The sequence below is a fragment of the Paraburkholderia kirstenboschensis genome (assembly GCF_904848585.1).
In the GTDB taxonomy this organism is placed as follows: Bacteria; Pseudomonadota; Gammaproteobacteria; order Burkholderiales; family Burkholderiaceae; genus Paraburkholderia; species Paraburkholderia kirstenboschensis.
Window position 1 is genome coordinate 15,073 of the sequence record NZ_CAJHCR010000006.1, and the last position, 17,008, is coordinate 32,080.

Here is a 17,008-nt window from a genome sequence, read left to right on the forward strand (position 1 = left end):
CGTTTGCTTAGCGCGCTCTTCACCGGCTTAAGAAACGACGACTGTAAATTCGAGCCCTGACTCAAAGTCCAGCGTCGTTGTCGAAAATCGCGGATCGTCGTCAAGATAGTGCTTGTAGGGACGAACGGCGTCCTCGGCCGTGTACATGTTGTCGGCAAGAACGATAGAGCCCGGGCGCAGCAGGCGCTCAGTTTGCTTGAACAGATCCAGGTAGGTGTTGGCCCACACGTCGATAAACACCATATCGAAAGTGCCTTCCAGTTCGGAAACGGTCTGGAATGCATCGCCTTCCCGCAGGTCAACATAAGCATCTACGCCCGCCGCTTTGACGTTGGCCTGAAGATGTGCGCACTTAACCGCGTCGGATTCAGTCGCGACAACCATTCCACTGCCCAACGTGCGCAAGGCCTCGGCGAGATACAGCGTGGACACGCCGCAGGAACTGCCGAGTTCGAGGATTCGAGCCGGTTTGTGCGAAAGCACCATGTTGTGTAAAAACCTTCCCGTTTTCTCTGACACGGCTAACGATAGAGGAGTGCCTTGCGACGATTCGAAATCTTCACTAGATAGTCCGAGCGTTTCGAGAAACCGGCCGCGCAGTCGAGGTGCGAGCGTGTCATATTCCTCCGCGAGAGTCAGAAACTCCTCGCTCGATCCGTCAAACTGCGCCTGTGCGCGGGCGATTACTTCTGTCTGGCTCTGTTCGTGAAGCCGCCGCAAAAGAACTGTGCTTGACGACACCATGTGCTCTCCTTGACGAGATCGGTAGTGTTGATGAAGTCTCCAGCGACTGACCGCTACCTGGCAGCCTGCGATGTCGTAACGCCATCAGCAAAGACGTTTGACGCTATGCCGTTCTGGCCAGCTTGATCGCGCGTTCAGGACACGCGGTCACGCAAAGACCGCATGACCGGCAGGCGTCCGCATTCGGCGTGTAGGCGACTTTCATTCCATGCACGCGTAGCTTAAGGCGATGCATCAAACCGAGACTCAGATAATCGACCTCGTCGATGCGCCGGATCTCAAACACGTTCTCGGGACAAACATCCAGGCAATCGCCCTTACCTTCGCAACGTTTCAGGTCGACGAGTGGCGCAATCACGCCCGGCTTCTGTTTGCAGTCGGCCGTTGATTTCTCGCGCATGTTCAATCTCCCGCGCGCCCGGCGCGGCCCGATCGCCATGCCGACTGGAAATGCTCCCGTTCCTCAGGCGTCATGGCTTCCCATTTGCGCCAATGACGCCGTTCGCGCCAGCCGCCGTGTCCGCGGAATCCGCCAAACAGGATGCGGCTCAAAACCAGCAAGCCCAACGCATGCGCGAAGTCGATCGCACGGGCGCCGACGAATATCGCCGGAATCACCCAGTTCCATAGAGTCATGACCACCCACCCGAGCACGCCTATGCCGACCACCACAAGCAGCACTTTGCCCACACATCTGATTCGATATTTCATCCGTCGACTCCTCTAAATACCCAGTTCGTCATAAATGGCCTGCAGTCGGGCGCGCAGATGCAAGACCGCGTAGCGTTTGCGCGCGAGCAGCGTATTCAGCGCGACGCCGCTTTCCGCCACCATGTCTTTGAAGGGCCGCCCTTCGAGTTCGTGTCCGATAAACACCTCGCGCTGATTCGGCGGCAACTCATCGAGCGCGTCCTGCAAGGCTTTGAGCAATAGAGCACGAGCGTAGAGCGCTTCAGGACCAGCATCGTGCGCCGGTAGGGCGAGGTCGAGGCGATACTCACTGCTGGTGTCATCCTCATCCTCTGACAGATCTGTCAGAGGCTGCTCTCTTTTCTTGCGAAAGCGATCGATGATGCGGTTGCGCGCGGCCCGGAAAAGCCACGCGCTCGCCTGCTCGATCGGAGCGGGCAGCCGGTAGGCCTGCACAAATTCATGGAACACGTCCTGCAGAATGTCCTCGGCATCGTCTGGATCGCGTATTCGTCGCCGAATAAAATTGACGAGCCTCGTGCGCTCACGCACCACGGTCGCGGTGATGTCGTTGTCCCGTTCGGTCATCGTCTGCGAGGTGGGTGGCGGTTCCATGCGTCTGAAGACGTTTCAGGAGCGCAAATATTGTGGCGAGCGTGAAAATTCTTTCCCGTAGCTACTGCAGGTTCGCTTGAGGCAGTGCGTGAAGGGGTTGTGATCATTAAGTCACTGATCAAACCAAGTCGAAAAACAAATGGCCGCAGCGTGAGCTGCGGCCATCAGGCAAAGCAAACAAAGGCGCGTGCAATTCAACGAATCGCCACCACGCCAACAGCAACTCACACGATATTCATCGCCAACGCACTCTCACGATAATGCTGGCTCGCCTTCTCGGTATCCCCCAATTGCTCATGCAGCCGAGCCAATGCACGGTGCGAACGAATCTTCAGCGTCTCATTGTCAGCAAGCTTCAGCGCACGCTCAAGGAACGACTGCGCCTTGCCCCACAACTGCTGATGCAGACACAACCGCCCCAACGCGAACAGCAAGTCCGCATCGTCCGGACGATCCTTCTGCCATGCTTCGGCCTTCTGAATCAGCGGCAACGCATCGCCGCCAGTAGTATCCGGGTAACGACGCAGCAACCGCGCATCCCAATTCTGCGCGAGCGCGTCCTCGACAATTTTCCGCGCCTCCTGCGGACGATTCAGCGCAACCAGCAGTTCCGCGGCAAGATCGGCGAGACGCGGCGAATGACGCTCCGTCGGCGTCAGTGAATTCCACAGTTCGAGCAGCGCATCGGCGTTATGCCGACGATCGCGCAGCAGATTCTCCGCCGCCAGTTGCCGCAAGCGCACCGCCACCGCCGGATGAATCGCCTCGCGCTTTTCCAGCGTCTTGACGAGCTTGAGCACCTCGCCCCAGTTCTTCAATTGCTGCTGCGCGCGCAACATGATCTGCTGCGCGTGAATGCGCCGCGCGCCCTGCGATTGCATTTCGGTGAGCGCGGTAAGCGCGCCATCCGCGTCGCGGCCGTCGGCTCGCATGTCGGCGGTGGCCATGAGACGCGCGTCCTGCCAGTCGGTTTCGTCGATCTGCGCGAGCCATTCGTCGCGCCGCGCATATTCATGCATGCGATGCGCCGCGGTGGCCGCGATCAAGCCGGCCGCGCCCTTGTTGTCGCCGTTCGCAAGTGCGTCTTTCGCAGCCTTTTCCGCGCGCGAAAAGCGTCCGGCGTACAGGTTGCCGATCGCGTCACGCAGCGCGGCGTGCGCCTTCGCGACGCGCGAGCGCGCACGGTAGGCCGCCACACGCTGCGGCATGCGCCAGATATTGCGCACGATGCGCAGGAGCGCATACAGCAGAACAAACAGCACCACGAGCCCGACCACGAACAAATTGAGCGACATGTCGACGCGGTACGGCGGATACACCAACATCACCTGCCCCATGTCGAAGCGTCCGACCACCGCGAGCGCAACCGCCACGGTGAAGAGCAGCGCGAGCCATAGAAGTCCCCGGATCGCCATGATTAACCCCGGCCCCGGTATTGATTGACAGCCTGCAGGCTCGTGTTCAGATTCGGCAATTCGACCGCGGCCGACCCGGCCTCCACCTGCTTGACGAGATCGACTACGTTCTGTGTTTTCTTCGACGACATATCGAAGTAACGCGTCAGCGCCGTTTGCGCGCCCTGCAGATCAGACTTCAGCGTGGTCTGGTTGCGCGAGAGCAGCGCAAGACGCGCCGACAGCAAACGCAGCTTCACGTTCTCACGCACGAAGTAGCCCTGGTCGGGCGCGACCATCATCGCGTCCGCGTTGTCGATGCGGCGCACCTGCACGAGGCTCGTCAACTGCTGGCCGATGCCGCTCGTCAACTGGTTCCACCACACTTTCCAGCGCGGCTCGCCGGTGGCCGCGGATACCTTGGCCGTGTCCGCCCATGTCGCCGCATGCGGCGTGGCATGGGCAATCGGCGCTTCGCCGGAAAGCGGCAAGCTGTCGATCTGATCGACCGCGTTGTCGAGCTTGATCGCGAGACCCGTCAGGTCGGTGGAAGGCGCGGCCTTCAGCTTGTCGATGTCCTGCGCGATGGCCTTGCGCACCGCGACCGCCTGCGGGCTATCCGACGCCGCGAGCCGCGTGTCGGCGCTTTGCAGCGCGAAGAGCGCAAGCTGCGTGTTGCCGGTCAACTGCAATTGCTGGCTCGCGGCAGACAGCATCTGCCCGACTTCTGCGAGCGTCCAGTCGTCGCGGTTGCGCGCGAGATCCGCGTACTGTTGCTGCAGCGCCTGCTGCGCGGCTTGCGCATCGGCGAGCTTGCCCTCAAGTTGCGCGACCTGCGAGTCGGACTGACGCACCGTGGCAAGCGCCTGCTCGGTCTTGATGCGCAGTTCGTTGGTTTGCGTGTCGTTCGCCTGCTGACGTTGCGCGATTTGCTGCTCGGTGCGCTCCACCTTGCGATTGAGCGCATAGCCGCCCACGCCCGCGGCGCAAGCAAGAACCACCACGACAAACCACAGCAGCGGTCCGCTCGCGCTGCGACGCTTTTGCGCTTCGTAGGGCGTGAAGGGTTGATTCGGCGGCAACGCTGCGGTCGCGGCCGGCTGGGGTGAAGCGTTCGTGGATGCGTTCGTTTCAGTCATGCGTGATTTAGCCGGTGAATGAGCCGGATTGGACGGTACCGGTTGAACTACGGTCGGCAGGGCGGCGAGTAAGGCGTGTGCGATGCGCTCGTCGCCCGCGCCGGACACCGTAATCCTATCAAAACCCAATGCCCGCGCGGTCTGAGCAATACGGGGATGAGGCGTGACGAGCGTGGCGCGCTTGAGCTGCGCGAGTTCGTCGGCGGTGAGATGCTCTTGCGCGAGTTCGTGCAGATTGCGCACGCCTTCGGAACTGGTGAGAAGCCAGGCATGCGGTTCGCCCGCAAGCAGTCGATGCACACGAGCCCACGCGCCGATCGACGGTTCTGGCACGAGCCGCCGGTACGCGGCGACCGTCTCCACCTCAGCGCCGGCCTCGCGTAGACGCTCGGCGAGCCACTCGCGGCCGCCGTCGCCGCGCACGATCAGAACACGCTTGCCTTCGAGACTCGCCTCGCCGAGCGCCGAGTCGATCGCGGCGAAGAGGCCTTCGGAGTCGAAGCGTCCGTTGTCGTCGTCCGCGTCGGATGCTGGACTGATGACCCGGTGAGCCGGTGCACTGACGCCGTGGCGCGCGAGCGCCCGCACGCTGCCCGGCCCGACTACGCCGACCGGCAATGCGTGCGGCCAGATCGCGCCGCTCTGCGCAAACGCGTGATCGATTGCGTTCGGCGACACGAATACGACGAGCACATAGCGTTCGAGAGAAGCGAGCGCGGCGCGCAACGGCGCGTCGTCGGCGACAGGCGCAATGTCGATCAGCGGGAAGTCGAGCGTCGCAATGCCGGCCGCGAAAAGGCGTTCTATCAGTTCGCTCGACTGACCGGCCGGTCGCGTAATCACGACAGTGAACGCCGCCTTGCCGGCGGATGGCGATGCGTTGCCGGGAATGTCGGCCGCCATCAGTCGCCGGACACCGCGCTGTCTGCCGCGCCGGAGCCCGCACCCGCTCCCGGCGCCGCGGGACCGCTCGCCGTGCTGAGCGCGCGGACGATGTCCATGGCGCCTTGCTGTTCGAGCGCGCTCGCCACTTCGCTGCCCAAGGCGATTGCGCGTTCGACGGTCGGCGCGGGCGCCGACGCCTGCGCACTCAGAACGCGCTGGCCATCGGGCGTCGCCACGATGCCGCGCAGATGCAGCGCGCCGTCATGCCATGTCGCGTACGCGGCGAGCGGCACTTCGCAACTGCCGCCGAGCGAACGCGACACCATGCGCTCGGCTTCGACGGCTGCCGCGGTATGTTCGTGATGCAGCGGCGCGAGCCATGCCGCGAGGTCCGCGCGATCGGCGCGAATCTCGATGCCGAGCGCGCCCTGCCCCGCAGCAGGCAAGCTGTCCTCCGGATCCAGCAGCGCACGGATACGGTCACCCAGGCCGAGGCGCTTGAGGCCTGCCGCAGCGAGAATGATCGCCGCGTAATCGCCGCGATCGAGTTTGGTGAGGCGCGTATCCAGATTGCCGCGCAGCGGCCGCACTTCGAGATGCGGATAGCGCATGCGCAGCATCGCTTCGCGGCGCAGGCTCGATGTGCCCACCACCGCACCGGCCGGCAGCGCGGCTAGCGAGTCGTAATCGTTCGATACGAGTGCGTCGCGCGGATCTTCGCGCTCCATGATCGTGGAGAGCGCGAAGCCCGCGGGCAGTTCCATCGGCACGTCTTTGAGCGAGTGCACCGCGAGATCGGCGCGGCCATCGGCGAGCGCCGCTTCGAGTTCTTTGACGAACAGCCCCTTACCACCCACCTTCGACAAAGTGCGATCGAGAATTTGATCGCCACGTGTCGTCATTCCGAGGATTTTTACGTCACAAGATGGATATAATTTGTGCAGCGCACATCGCACATGCTCCGCCTGCCACATGGCGAGGCGGCTTTCTCGCGACGCAATCACAAGCGTGTGGGGTGGCGCGGCAAACGTCTCGGTGTTCATTAGCTTGTCGATTGAATGACGGGATGGAATAACAAACAATGTTAGCACGCGCCCTTGCGTTGACTCCCCGGTTCGCCCGCCTGTCGCCCTTACGGGGCAAGGCTCGAATCGAGGCGCGGCGGGGCGCCGTGCCGACGCGGTATCGGCGGAGGAGACGGGCTTCGCGCCATGCGCGGCTGTCCCATTGCGGCCTGTTCACGCACGGTCGTTCGCGCATCGCGCCGCTGCATGCGCGATGATCCAATGCGGCGCAACATGCGCCGCATGCAGAGCTTGTGCGGTCGCGCGGCCTTCCTCCTCGGCGTATCGCCATCGGTGCATACCGCTTCAATGCAGTTCACGTTGCAGTTCCAGTGCAGTTTTGAGTTCCGCAGTAGCAGTTCATCACTTAACAGACCCTGGCTTCCCTGAGGAAACCCATCGTGACGTCTTCCGGATCGGCGCGCCCTGCCCGCCGCAACACTGCATCGCCCAACGCTTCCACTGTCGACGCCGACGCGTCCACAGCTTCCGCATCGTCTAAAGCAAGCACTGCCCAGCCGGGCAAAGCCAAACGGGCGACCACCGGCGCGAAGGCTGCCAACGCCGCGAAAGCCATCAAGGCCGATAGAACCGCCGCGCCGGTCAAGCCGCAAAAAGCCGTAAAGACTTCGAAGGCGGACAAGCCGGCCAAAGCCGCGTCCGCCACGAACAAGGCGAAGACGGAGGCAAAGACGAACTCTAAAGCGCAAGCGAAGAACAAGGCGGAAGACAAAGCGCCGAAGCTGCAAGCCGTCTCCGAAGACACCGTCGTCGCCGCGCCCAAAACCAACGGCCGCACGCGCGACGACAAGGACCATCCGCTCTTCCAGGACATCCGCTATCTGGGGCGGCTCCTCGGCGACGTGCTCCGGGAACAGGAAGGCGACGCGGTGTTCGACGTCGTCGAAACAATCCGTCAGACGGCCGTGCGTTTTCGCCGCGAAGACGACAACGCCGCCGTGCAGACGCTCGACAAAAAGCTGCGCTCGCTGAGTCCCGAACAGACGGTCAGCGTGGTGCGCGCGTTCAGCTACTTCTCGCATCTCGCGAATATCGCCGAAGACCGCCACCGCAATCGCCGTCACCGTATTCACGCGCTCGCAGGCTCCGCCGCGCAGCCGGGCACCATTGCCCATGCGCTGGAGCGGCTCGTCGAAGCGGGCGCCGCCGCCACGCCCGTGTTGCAGCAGTTTTTCAACGACGCGCTCATCGTGCCTGTGCTCACCGCGCACCCAACGGAAGTGCAGCGCAAGAGCATTCTCGACGCGGAGCACGACGTCGCGCACCTGCTCGCCGAACGCGATCAGCAGTTGACCGACCGCGAACGCGCGCATAACGAAGCAATGCTGCGCGCGCGCGTCACGTCGCTGTGGCAAACGCGGATGCTGCGCGACTCGCGGCTCACCGTCGCCGATGAAATCGAAAACGCGCTGTCGTACTACCGCGCTACCTTCCTCGAAGAAATCCCCGCGCTTTACGCCGATATCGAAGAGGCGCTCAAGGAGCACGGCCTCGAAGCGCGTCTGCCACCGTTCTTCCAGATGGGCAGTTGGATCGGCGGCGACCGCGACGGCAATCCGAACGTCACGGCTGAAACGCTCGAACATGCAATCGCGCGCCAGGCCGAGGTGATCTTCGAACACTACCTCGAGCAGGTGCACAAGCTCGGCGCGGAATTGTCCGTGTCGAATCTGCTCGCCGGCGCGAGCGACGAACTCAAAGCGCTCGCGGAAATCTCGCCTGACCGCTCGCCGCATCGTACGGACGAGCCTTATCGCCGTGCGCTGATCGGCATGTACACGCGGCTCGCGGCAAGCGCGCGCGTGCGTCTCGGCGAAGGCAGCGTGCCGCTGCGCAGTGCGGGCCGCGGCGCAGCGCCGATTCGCGCGACCCCCTACGACGACGCCTCCGAATTCGTGCGCGACCTGCATGTGCTGATCGATTCGCTCGCCGCGCATCATGGCGCTCCGCTCGCCGCGCCGCGTCTCGCGCCGCTCGCGCGTGCGGCCGAAGTGTTCGGCTTTCATCTCGCGAGCATCGACTTGCGCCAGAGCTCGGACATCCACGAAGCGGTGATCGCCGAACTGCTGAAGCGCGCGGGCGTTCATGACGACTACGCCGCGCTCGCAGAAAGCGAGAAGCTGGAAGTGCTGCTTGCGGAACTTGCGCAGCCGCGCCCGTTGCGCCTGCCGTATGGCGAGTACTCCGATCTCGTGAAGAGCGAACTCGGCGTGCTGGAAGAAGCGCGTGTCACGCGTGAGAAATTCGGCGCGCGCGCGGTTCGCAACTACATCATTTCGCATACGGAAACGGTCAGCGATCTGGTCGAGGTGATGCTGCTGCAAAAAGAGACCGGCCTTCTACAAGGGCGGCTCGGTGACGCGAATGATCCGGCCAAGGCCGCGCTGATGGTGATCCCGCTCTTCGAGACGATCCCCGACTTGCGCAACGCGCCGCACATCATGCGCGATCTCCTTGCGCTGCCGGGCGTCGACTCGATCATCGAACATCAGGGCAACGAGCAGGAAGTGATGCTCGGCTATTCGGACAGCAACAAGGACGGCGGCTTCCTCACGTCGAACTGGGAGTTGTACCGCGCCGAACTCGCGCTCGTGTCGCTCTTCAACGAACGCGGCATCACGCTGCGCCTTTTCCACGGACGCGGCGGCACCGTCGGCCGTGGAGGCGGCCCGACTTATCAGGCGATTCTGTCGCAGCCGCCCGGCACCGTCGACGGTCAGATCCGTTTGACGGAACAAGGCGAAGTGATCGCGAGCAAGTTCGGCAATCCGGAAATTGGCCGGCGGAATCTGGAAACGGTGGTGGCTGCGACCCTCGAAGCGTCGTTGCTGCCGCATGGCACGGCACCCGCGGAGCTGCCGGTTTTCGAAGCGACGATGCAGCAATTGTCCGACGCGGCCATGGCCTCGTATCGCGCGCTCGTGTATGAAACGCCCGGTTTCAAGGAGTATTTCTTCGAGTCCACGCCGATCTCGGAGATCGCCGAACTGAACATCGGCAGCCGTCCGGCGTCGCGCAAGTTGCAGGATCCGAAGCAACGCAAGATCGAAGATTTGCGCGCGATTCCGTGGGGTTTCTCGTGGGGCCAATGCCGGCTGTTGCTGACCGGCTGGTATGGGTTCGGCAGTGCGGTTGCCGCGTATCTCGACGGCGCGCCGAGCGACGCCGAGCGCGGGCGCCGTCTCGCGCAGCTGAAGAAAATGCACAAGAGCTGGCCATTCTTCTCGACGCTGCTCTCGAACATGGACATGGTGCTGGCGAAGACCGACCTCGCGGTGGCCTCGCGCTACGCGGCGCTCGTCACGGACAAGAAGCTGCGCAAGCATGTGTTCGAGCGGATCGTCGCGGAATGGGAGCGCACGTCCAAAGTGTTGTCGGAGATCACCGGCAAGAGCGAACGGCTCGCGGAAAATCCGTTGCTCGCGCGTTCGATCAAGAACCGCTTCCCTTATCTCGATCCGCTCAATCACCTGCAGGTCGAATTGCTCAAGCGTTACCGCGCGGGCGACACCAACGCGCGCGTGCGGCGCGGGATTCATTTGAGCATCAACGGGATCGCGGCGGGGTTGCGGAATACGGGCTGACGGTGGCGGATGGCAGTGGCGTTTGCAGGCGCCGCTGCCCATGTAGTTGGAGATAAAGCCGGACGTGCATCTATTGGTCGCGTTCGGCTTTATTGTTTGCCGGAACGGTTTCTGGTGCATTGGTGACGCGTTTTGCAAGCTGTGCTTGAGCCGCATTACGTACACGGCAGTATGAGGTCACAGTCAAGGGCTGCAAGGTGTTGACACTGATTCACGAGTGCACCCACATCGGGTTGTCGTTCTGGGCGCAGTCCAACCCGCATCAGGCAATTCGCAATGCTGACAGCTTGGCGTGTTACGTGGGATTCGACGAATAAGGCACAAGATGAAAAGATTTATAACGTCATCCAAGGTGACGTTTTTAGCGCTGTCCATTCTCATTGCGGCGAGTCAGGCTAGTGCGTGCACGGTCTCCGAAAACATGGAAGACAGCTTACCGCTCAACTCTGCCGAGATTCCCAATTCTGACCGGCTGAGAATTACGGAAATGGTAATAGCCGCTCGCCAATGGCCGAACGTTGAGATCAGGGGAATCATATACGCAGGTGGATATGCGATCGAACGCGATCCCCTCGCGCTTGCAGGGCAGAGAGGATCAGCATTACGCGCGTATCTGATCCAACTCGGAATCAAGGAAAGCAATATCTGGATGGATACGCGAGAGATCAAACGCCCGGACATCGACAGCAAGGGAAACAAGGCGTTGAATCAGATTGCCGTGACGCTAGTCCCAATATGCGAAGGCGGCTGCGAACGCCTTTGTAGCGATCCACGGGTAACGCCGACAACGAGGGCGATCCAGTAGCCCAACTGCACAGCCTGGAGCCGCGTGCCCTGAAACAGCAAGCACGGCTCCGGCAGATCGGTTCAAGTTCCGCAGACGCCTTCTCAACCCGCTTCGACCATTAACGCATCCAGCTTGAAAGAGCCGTCTTCCTTCACATCGAAGTATTGCCGCACTTCGTCCGGCGAATTGCGCCACAGCGACTGGATCGCCACCACTCGCGGCTCGGGCGTGCGCATGCGCGCCACCCACGAGCCGAACTCGATGTCGATGCGCCAGCGCTCGCGAATCGAGGCCTTGAAACCCGCAGCTTCGAAGAGCGCGATCCATTCGTCGGCGCGGTAATCGCGAATATGCGAGCCGTCACGTAACAGTTCGATTGCCTGAATATGCGTGTCCAGCAACGGATGGTCGATGCCGGCGATGTCGATGAACAGCACCCGGCCGCCCGGCTTCAGCACGCGCCGAACTTCGGCGAGCGCCGGCGCCACGTCGTGCCAGTGATGCGCGCTCATCCGGCTGATGACCCAGTCGAACGTGTGATCGGCGAACGGCAATTTTTCGGCCGCGCCCTGCCGCGTGCGAATGTTGGCGAAGCCGCGATCCTTTGCGGCGCCTTCAACGGTGGCGAGCATCGGCGCGGCGATGTCATAGGCGATCACTTCTTTCGCGTGCGGCGCGACGGCAAAACTCGCGTGGCCCGCGCCGCAGCCCATGTCGAGCACCGTCGCGTCCGGCGTCGCCGCGATCGACTCAGCCAGCGTCCGCAAATCGGCGCCGGTTGCGTGGGTCGGACTCGTCAAATAGGCGGCGGCCGTCGAGCCGAAGGCGTCGGCGACCTGATCGTGATGCTTCATGATAGCTCCGGTTGTCTGCGTGGACTGTGTCGTGTGGATCCGCGTTTCTGGTGCTGGCAGCGCGGCCTGCCGTTCGAGCCGCTACGCCGCTACAATAGAGCCCGCCGTGTACCAGTACAAGTTAAGCAATTATTCTGGTATCTATACCACCCTCCTCACGCCGCACCAAACGAATGACCACGCGAACGAGCACGCCCTCTTCCGCCGACAACCCGCCGCCGCTCGATGCCACGCCCGCCCGGGCGCTGGGCGACTTCATCCGCGCGCACCGCGAACGGCTGTCGCCGCAAGCTGTCGGCCTGCCGCCGGGCCCGCGCCGCCGCACGCCCGGCTTGCGGCGCGAGGAAGTCGCGCAGCTGTGCGGCGTGAGTCCGACCTGGTACACATGGATCGAGCAAGGGCGTCCGGTTTCCGCTTCCGCCGACGCGCTCGCACGTATCGCCGTCGCGCTGCAACTGTCGCGGGCCGAGCGGGCGTACCTGTTCGAGCTGGCCGCCCAGCGCGATCCGGCCGAACCCGACCCGGCCGCCGCCGACGCGCCCGCCACACTGCTCCAGACCGTGCAACTCGTGAACGCGCCCGCCTATGTGCTCGACCGGCAATGGAATGCGCTCGCCTGGAACCAACGCGCGGCCGATCTTTTCGTCGGCTGGCTCGACGGTTCGCATGACCGCAATCTGCTGCGCTACACGTTCACGGAGCCGGCGGCGCGCGAGTTGATCGTCGACTGGGACACGCGCGCGCGTCGTCTAGCCGCCGAGTTTCGCGCGGATTCGATCCGTCATCTGAACGACGCGCCAACGCGTGCGTTGATCGATTCGCTCACCGCCGCGAGCGACGCGTTTGCGCGCTTCTGGGCTTCGCAAGACGTCGGAGGCCGCGAAGGCGGGCGTCGCGAATTCAATCATCCGCGCGACGGCCGGCTCGTCTACGATCAGATTACGTTCAAGCCCGCGCATCGCGAGGATCTGAAGCTGGTAGTGCTGGTCCGCGAATAAGCAGCTGCACGAGCCGCCATTGCGGGCCGCAAGCCAGCATGCTGTATGAGCGGCCGTGCAAGCCCCGGTTAGCCGACGCGCTCGGCCTCGCCTACGCGGCGCGGTCCGGTCGTCGGCGCGGCGTTGTGCCAGTGTTAAAATCCCTGTCTTTCCATGCTTCGGCAGCGCGCTCGCAGTCATGCCAGGCGCATCCGCGCCGTCAGCTTCTTACCGCTCGCCCGATCGCCACTTAACTGCTGCATAACTGCCGCTTAACTGTCCAAAACCATGACGTCCCAACTGCACAAAAAAGGCGAAGCCTGGTCGGCTCGCTTCTCGGAGCCGATGTCGGAGCTCGTCAAACGCTACACGTCGTCGGTATTCTTCGACAAGCGTCTGGCGCTCGTCGACATTGAAGGGTCGCTCGCGCACGCCTCGATGCTGGGCGCGCAGAAGATCATCGCCGCCGAAGACCTCGCCGCGATCCAACGCGGCATGGCGCAGATCAAGGGCGAAATCGAGCGAGGCGAGTTCGAGTGGCAACTCGACCTGGAAGACGTTCACCTGAACATCGAAGCGCGCCTCACCGCGCTCATCGGCGACGCCGGCAAGCGCCTGCACACGGGCCGCTCGCGTAACGACCAGGTCGCGACCGACATCCGCCTGTGGCTGCGCGGCGAGATCGACCGCATCGGCGCGTTGTTGAAGGAACTGCGCACGGCGCTGCTCGACATGGCGGAGAAGAACGCGTCGACCATCATGCCCGGCTTCACGCATTTGCAGGTCGCGCAGCCGGTCACGTTCGGCCATCACCTGCTCGCCTACGTCGAAATGTTTTCTCGCGACGCCGAGCGCATGCTCGATTGCCGCAAACGCGTGAATCGTCTGCCGCTGGGCGCGGCGGCACTGGCCGGCACGAGCTATCCGATCGACCGCCACGCGGTGGCAAAGACACTCGGCTTCGACGGCATCTGCGCGAACTCGCTCGATGCGGTGTCCGACCGCGACTTCGCGATCGAATTCACGGCGGCGTCGGCGCTCGTCATGACGCACATCTCGCGCTTCTCCGAAGAACTCGTGCTGTGGATGAGCCCGCGCGTCGGCTTCATCGATCTGGCCGACCGCTTCTGCACGGGTTCGTCGATCATGCCGCAGAAAAAGAATCCTGACGTGCCCGAACTCGCGCGCGGCAAGACCGGCCGTGTGAACGGTCATCTGATGGCGCTGCTCACGCTGATGAAAGGCCAGCCGCTCGCGTACAACAAGGACAATCAGGAAGACAAGGAACCGCTGTTTGACACGGTGGACACCGTCGCCGATACACTGCGCATCTTCGCGGAAATGGTCGCGGGCATTTCGGTGAAGCCACAAGCCATGCGCGACGCCGCGTTGCAAGGGTTCTCTACCGCAACCGATCTCGCCGACTACCTCGTCAAGCGCGGACTGGCGTTTCGCGACGCGCACGAAGCCGTTGCGCTGGCTGTGCGCATCTGCGCGGATCGCGGCTGCGATCTCGCGGACCTCGCGCTCGAGGAAATGCGCGCGGAATTGCCGAACGTCGCACATTTGATCGGCGACGACGTGTTCTCGTACCTGACGCTCGAAGGCTCGGTTGCCAGCCGCAATCATCCGGGCGGCACAGCACCCGAGCAGGTGCTGGCCGCGGTCAAAGCGGCACGGCAAGCGTTGAACTGACACGCGTTGAACTTGCGCGAATGCGCCGGCATCGGCGCGTTCATGCATAACGGATTGCGAAGGCGAACTCGTTGGCGAGTTCGCCTTTTTTCTGGCGCCTTCGCCGACATACCTGGGCGAACGCGGATTGAAACGCGGCGGTTTTTGACTACCATCAAAACAGGTTCTGCCCTCGTTAGTGGTTCATCATGCTTACCCGCACGCGCCTCCTTCGCCCCATGACTGAATGCAGCGCTCGCCGCGGCAGCGCATGGTCCCTATCTCTACGCGGCAGCGCAATCATGGCGTTGCTCGCACTCGGCATCGCCGGCTGCACGATCACACCGCCGCCAAAGGCGGTCGTCGCGACGCCGCCCGCCGCAGTCAACAGCGCGACGCTCGATCAGTATCGCGAGGCCGTCGCGCAACGCATCGTCGAGCGCAATCCTTCGTATGTGCTGCGCGGCAAGCCGCAAGCAATGCTGCGCTCGCTCGTCGTCGTGTCGTTCACCGTGGATCGCAACGGGCACGTTGTCGCGTCGTCGGTGTATCGCACGAACGGTGACGACGAAGCGGAAAGTACCGCGCTCGCCACCCTGCGGCGTGCGTCACCGCTGCCATTGCCGCCGGGCAAATTGTTGAACGGCCGCGGCCAGCTCGAACTGTTCGAAGATTGGCTGTTCAACGACGACGGTAAGTTCCAGCTGCGCGAACTGGCCTCGCCGCAATCGCTGACCATCGACTGAGCGCGGCCTGGCCGATCGGCCAGCCGCCTTGCTGCGCAAGCGCCGCGCTCGCTATAATTTTCCGATTCCTCGCCGGAGCCTCCGGCACGGTGCAGGCCGCCCGCTCATCCGCGGGCGCGGCTTGCTGCCACCTATCGCGGCGCCGCGTCATCCACGCGCGCCACGCAAACGCCTTTGCTGCGTCGCGGCGTCAACGCCATGCACGCGCAGAGGGCCGCATTCGCGCGCGAGTCCCTACGGCCGACGTTGTATGCTGCGGGTTCGTCGCCCGTCAGCCGCATCGCCGACGCGAGTTCGACTCAAGCGCACGAACCTGAACAAAGATGCCGATTGACCGCGCCGCTGCGCAGTCTCACTGCGCCGCTATCGAGCGAGGCAACGCGGCATCACGATACATGGAGACCCTGCATGTCCACATCGCCGATTTCCGCGGCCGAGCCCAATGCGGCCGGACACACCAAAAGCGCGCGGATCATCTTCGCGAGCTTCATCGGCACCGCGATCGAGTTCTACGATTTCTACGTCTACGCGACCGCCGCGGCGCTCGTCATCGGCCCAGTGTTTTTTCCGCATGGCTCGGCAACGGCTCAGGCGCTGTCGGCTTTCGTCACGTTCGGCATTGCGTTCGTCGCGCGGCCAATCGGCTCGTTCCTGTTCGGCCATTTCGGCGATCGCATCGGCCGTAAATCGACGCTCGTCGCGTCTTTGCTCGTGATGGGCGTCTCCACCACGCTGATCGGCTTCGTGCCAGGCTACGACTCGATCGGCAGTCTTGCACCGATCCTTCTGTGCATCTTGCGTTTTGGCCAGGGCATTGGCCTGGGCGGTGAATGGGGCGGCGCGGCGCTGCTCGCCACCGAAAATGCGCCTGCCGGCAAGCGCGGCTGGTTCGGCATGTTCCCGCAACTCGGACCGTCTATTGGCTTTCTCGCGTCCAACGGCCTCTTCTTCGCTCTTGCGATGTCGTTGAGCGACGCGCAGTTCCGTAGCTGGGGCTGGCGCGTGCCGTTCCTCGTGAGCGCGGTGCTGGTCGCGCTCGGGCTTTACGTGCGGCTGAAGATCGCGGAGACGCCGGCCTTCCAGGCCGCCATCGAGCGTCAGGAGCGCGTGAAGGTGCCCATCGCGACACTGCTGTCGCGGCATTGGATGCCCACGCTGCTGGGCGCGCTGGCGATGGTGGTCTGCTACACGCTGTTCTATAACGCGACCACGTTCTCGCTGTCCTATGGCGTGTCGGTGCTGCACATTCCGCGGCAGACGTTCCTCGGGCTGCTGTGCATTGCCGTGGTGTTCATGGCGCTCGCCACGCCGCTGTCCGCATGGGCAAGCGACCGCTATGGCCGCAAGCCGGTGCTGATCGTGGGCATCGTCGCAGCGGTCCTGTCGGGCTTCACCATGGCGCCGCTCCTCGGCAGCGGACAAACGCCGCTCGTGCTGCTGTTCCTCATCATTGAACTGTTCCTGATGGGCGTGACGTTCGCGCCGATGGGCGCGCTGCTGCCCGAACTGTTTCCCACCAACGTGCGTTATACCGGCGCGGGCGTGTCGTACAACCTGGGCGGGATTCTCGGCGCATCGGTTGCGCCGTACATCGCGCAAATGCTGGCCGCGCGCGGCGGGCTGCCGTGGGTGGGGGCGTATGTGTCGATCGCAGCGGCCGTCAGCATGATCGGCGTGCTGTGCATGCGCGAGACGCGCGACTCGCGCTTGATGTGACGCGTTGATCCGCAGGCGGGGAACTCCGGCGGGTTTATCGCTGAAGTCCCTGCCTGGCGGGGGTTTCGCTGAGTGAATCCCCCGCCTTGCGCGCCTTTTTGACTTGCCTATACTCGAC

14 protein-coding genes are annotated in these 17,008 nt (G+C 63.3%); 6 read left to right on the forward strand and 8 right to left on the reverse strand.

Annotation, left to right across the window (positions count from 1 at the left end; translation table 11 throughout):
• Nucleotides 1–27: 27 nt before the first annotated feature.
• The 7 genes from JMY24_RS17810 to hemC form a co-directional block, all read right to left on the reverse strand.
• Nucleotides 28–744, reverse strand: coding sequence for an O-methyltransferase (locus tag JMY24_RS17810; protein WP_128594521.1), 717 nt, complete (start codon nt 742–744; stop codon nt 28–30).
• A gap of 103 nt (nt 745–847) precedes the next feature.
• A complete protein-coding gene (locus JMY24_RS17815) occupies nt 848–1,144 on the reverse strand; it encodes a 4Fe-4S dicluster domain-containing protein (RefSeq protein ID WP_128594520.1) in 297 nt (98 codons plus the stop codon).
• 2 nt (nt 1,145–1,146) lie between these two features.
• Entirely contained in the window at nt 1,147–1,455 is a 309-nt protein-coding gene (locus JMY24_RS17820) for a hypothetical protein (protein WP_128588015.1), read from the reverse strand.
• A 12-nt stretch (nt 1,456–1,467) separates the two neighbouring features.
• Nucleotides 1,468–2,049 carry a sigma-70 family RNA polymerase sigma factor gene (locus JMY24_RS17825; protein WP_193424994.1) on the reverse strand — a complete coding sequence of 194 codons (582 nt, stop codon included), beginning with the start codon at nt 2,047–2,049 and terminating at the stop codon, nt 1,468–1,470.
• A 224-nt stretch (nt 2,050–2,273) separates the two neighbouring features.
• A complete protein-coding gene (locus JMY24_RS17830) occupies nt 2,274–3,464 on the reverse strand; it encodes a heme biosynthesis protein HemY (RefSeq protein WP_128594518.1) in 1,191 nt (396 codons plus the stop codon).
• A 2-nt stretch (nt 3,465–3,466) separates the two neighbouring features.
• Nucleotides 3,467–5,485 (reverse strand): fused uroporphyrinogen-III synthase HemD/membrane protein HemX, encoded by a 2,019-nt coding sequence (hemDX, locus tag JMY24_RS17835; RefSeq protein WP_128594517.1) that lies wholly within the window; start codon nt 5,483–5,485, stop codon nt 3,467–3,469.
• A complete protein-coding gene (gene hemC / locus JMY24_RS17840) occupies nt 5,485–6,510 on the reverse strand; it encodes a hydroxymethylbilane synthase (protein WP_201702590.1) in 1,026 nt (341 codons plus the stop codon). Before hemC ends, hemDX begins: the two co-directional genes overlap by 1 nt.
• Before the next feature lie 422 nt (nt 6,511–6,932).
• On the opposite strand from hemC, the gene ppc reads away from it, so the two are divergent.
• Together ppc and JMY24_RS17850 are read left to right on the forward strand one after the other, a co-directional pair.
• A complete protein-coding gene (gene ppc, locus JMY24_RS17845) occupies nt 6,933–10,136 on the forward strand; it encodes a phosphoenolpyruvate carboxylase (protein ID WP_201702592.1) in 3,204 nt (1,067 codons plus the stop codon).
• A 325-nt stretch (nt 10,137–10,461) separates the two neighbouring features.
• Nucleotides 10,462–10,941, forward strand: a complete 480-nt coding sequence (locus JMY24_RS17850) for an OmpA family protein (protein ID WP_128594513.1) — start codon at nt 10,462–10,464, stop codon at nt 10,939–10,941.
• Nucleotides 10,942–11,024: 83 nt separating this feature from the next.
• Here the strand turns inward: JMY24_RS17850 and JMY24_RS17855 are convergent, their stop codons facing one another.
• Nucleotides 11,025–11,777 carry a class I SAM-dependent methyltransferase gene (locus tag JMY24_RS17855; RefSeq protein WP_201702594.1) on the reverse strand — a complete coding sequence of 251 codons (753 nt, stop codon included), beginning with the start codon at nt 11,775–11,777 and terminating at the stop codon, nt 11,025–11,027.
• Between the two features lie 173 nt (nt 11,778–11,950).
• On the opposite strand from JMY24_RS17855, the gene JMY24_RS17860 reads away from it, so the two are divergent.
• The 4 genes from JMY24_RS17860 to JMY24_RS17875 all read left to right on the forward strand — a co-directional run bounded on the left by JMY24_RS17860 (nt 11,951) and on the right by JMY24_RS17875 (nt 16,890).
• A complete protein-coding gene (locus JMY24_RS17860) occupies nt 11,951–12,775 on the forward strand; it encodes a helix-turn-helix transcriptional regulator (protein WP_201702598.1) in 825 nt (274 codons plus the stop codon).
• Between the two features lie 267 nt (nt 12,776–13,042).
• Nucleotides 13,043–14,449 (forward strand): argininosuccinate lyase, encoded by a 1,407-nt coding sequence (gene argH, locus JMY24_RS17865; RefSeq protein ID WP_128594512.1) that lies wholly within the window; start codon nt 13,043–13,045, stop codon nt 14,447–14,449.
• 188 nt (nt 14,450–14,637) lie between these two features.
• Nucleotides 14,638–15,174, forward strand: coding sequence for an energy transducer TonB family protein (locus JMY24_RS17870; RefSeq protein ID WP_128594511.1), 537 nt, complete (start codon nt 14,638–14,640; stop codon nt 15,172–15,174).
• A gap of 408 nt (nt 15,175–15,582) precedes the next feature.
• The gene (locus JMY24_RS17875) at nt 15,583–16,890 is read left to right on the forward strand and encodes an MFS transporter (protein ID WP_128588480.1); all 1,308 of its coding nucleotides are present in this window, start codon (nt 15,583–15,585) and stop codon (nt 16,888–16,890) included.
• Nucleotides 16,891–17,008: the final 118 nt, after the last annotated feature.